General features: G+C 50.4%; 4 protein-coding genes. 1 reads left to right on the top strand and 3 read right to left on the bottom strand.

The window, feature by feature from the left end:
- Window positions 1-196 (bottom strand): hypothetical protein (locus tag QMX86_RS28010; protein ID WP_282387939.1); only part of this gene is annotated, 196 nt, incomplete at its 3' end.
- Between the two features lie 26 nt (window positions 197-222).
- Here QMX86_RS28010 and QMX86_RS28005 point away from each other — a divergent pair.
- On the top strand, window positions 223-390 hold the full coding sequence (locus QMX86_RS28005; RefSeq protein ID WP_282387937.1) for a hypothetical protein: 168 nt from the start codon (window positions 223-225) through the stop codon (window positions 388-390).
- A gap of 74 nt (window positions 391-464) precedes the next feature.
- Here QMX86_RS28005 and QMX86_RS28000 read toward each other — a convergent pair whose 3' ends face one another.
- Together QMX86_RS28000 and QMX86_RS27995 are read right to left on the bottom strand one after the other, a co-directional pair.
- Complete coding sequence (locus tag QMX86_RS28000) at window positions 465-896, bottom strand: hypothetical protein (protein ID WP_264364807.1); 432 nt, start codon at window positions 894-896, stop codon at window positions 465-467.
- The coding region (locus QMX86_RS27995; protein ID WP_282387935.1) for an RHS repeat-associated core domain-containing protein at window positions 893-1,662 on the bottom strand (770 nt) is incomplete at its 5' end. The genes QMX86_RS28000 and QMX86_RS27995, both read right to left, overlap by 4 nt.

Below are 1,662 nucleotides of genomic sequence, written 5' to 3'. Positions count from 1 at the left end.
GCGCCAGATGATGGCGCTGATGGGCTGAAACGCCTTTTTTCGTCTGCTGTGAGCACAAAAGCAAACGCCCCGAACAAGTCGGGGCGTTTGCTGGAACCGCCGTCAGTGCGTTTTCACACAGTCTGCTGGCGCCGGGTTTTTCGTGTCTGGCAGTCAGAAAGAGGAACGATTGGCCGTAGGGCTTTTCGAACTTCATACACCCCATAGATCACGAGGTTCGCCATGACTCCTGAAACCGAAGGCAAAGAAGAGAAGGGCCCGAACGGGCTGCCGTTTATCAATGATCCGGGCAGTGAAGATCCTGGAGCGGTGACGGATGATGCGCCGGTGCCGTTGAATGATGCGGATGAGGCGGATATGGAGTATGAGGAGGATGGGGATGAGCAGTGAGAATGTTCGTGATGAATGAGATTTTGAATACTGATTTAAAGGGCCTGAGCTATCAGGCCCCCACGTATCTTTGTTCAGTCATTTTCGGTTGAGTCGATAAATACATAGAGGTCATCGGAGGGCGACATTTTTTCGATTCTGCCTGCATCTATATAGGTCTTGAACTCACTCTCAAGAAATTTCATGTCAGTGTATTTTTTATATTTTAAAGGCCGGTCCGTCGCGTACATGTAAAGGCGCCACTCGTCAAAACCATCGATCCTGTTATTCGAGCCGTAATCGAAATCCACTGATTCATTGGGAAAATGAATAGCACAGCCTATGCCATGTAATTCATATTCGACGCCATCGTTGACTTCTCCGCAACGTTCTATTTGGCCGCTCCTCCAAAGTCTTAGGATGTTTCGAGTGCCAAATTTTTCTTGTAATAGCGTTGTTCCTTTTTGCACTTTACTAAGAAAGTCTTTGATGAGATCTTCGAGCGTTGTATCGTTATAGTCATTCATCGTCTTCGCTGAGGCTCCAGTCGATCAAACCCAACATTTTCAGCAGACTCAATTACGTCTTCTATCGTTTCAAAATTACTTTTATGTTCTTTTATATTTGTGATCAGTTTCATGATTATTGGCGTTGCTGTTTGTCTCGCAGCCGCTGCACGATGATGCCCATCTAAAATATATAGCGTACCTTCATGCTCAGCCACATGGATGGGGAAGCGAATATTATATCCGCCGCTGCGCATGTTGCTCGCCATTGCTTCAACCGATTTAGTTGATTTTTTCCCCGAGATTGCGTGCGTTCGCTTCAAAGATCTTGCGTCCACACCGTGGATCAATCCCGGTACATCCGGCTCCCCATCATCAACCTTAACCCCATCACTTGCCCCCGGAACCTCACACCCAGGCTTATTCGGCGGTGGGCAATTGGACGTCAACCCCAACGGATCCACCCACCCCGTCGGATTCGGCACGTACTGGTACTGGTTCAACCCACCCGCGAGCTTCACCGGGTCCGGCGTCAGATACCGCCCCAATCTCGGGTCGTAATACCGATGGCGGTTGTAATGCAGGCCGCTTTCAACATCGAAATACTGCCCCTGAAACCGCAGCGGTTGGTCGAGGTAATCCTCGCCAGCGAGGGTGACGGCGGCGACTTTGCCGTAGGCGTCGTATTGCGCGGACCAGACGATTTCGCCGCTGTAGTCGGTGAGTTCCTGTGGGGTGCCGAGGTGGTCGAGTTGGTAGTAGAACGGGCAGGCTTTTTTCGGGCCTT

This window comes from Pseudomonas sp. PS01270, assembly GCF_029959775.1.
GTDB lineage: Bacteria > Pseudomonadota > Gammaproteobacteria > Pseudomonadales > Pseudomonadaceae > Aquipseudomonas > Aquipseudomonas atacamensis.
The sequence above is the reverse complement of the archived record's forward strand: the minus strand, read 5'-3'. Positions and strand labels throughout refer to the sequence as shown.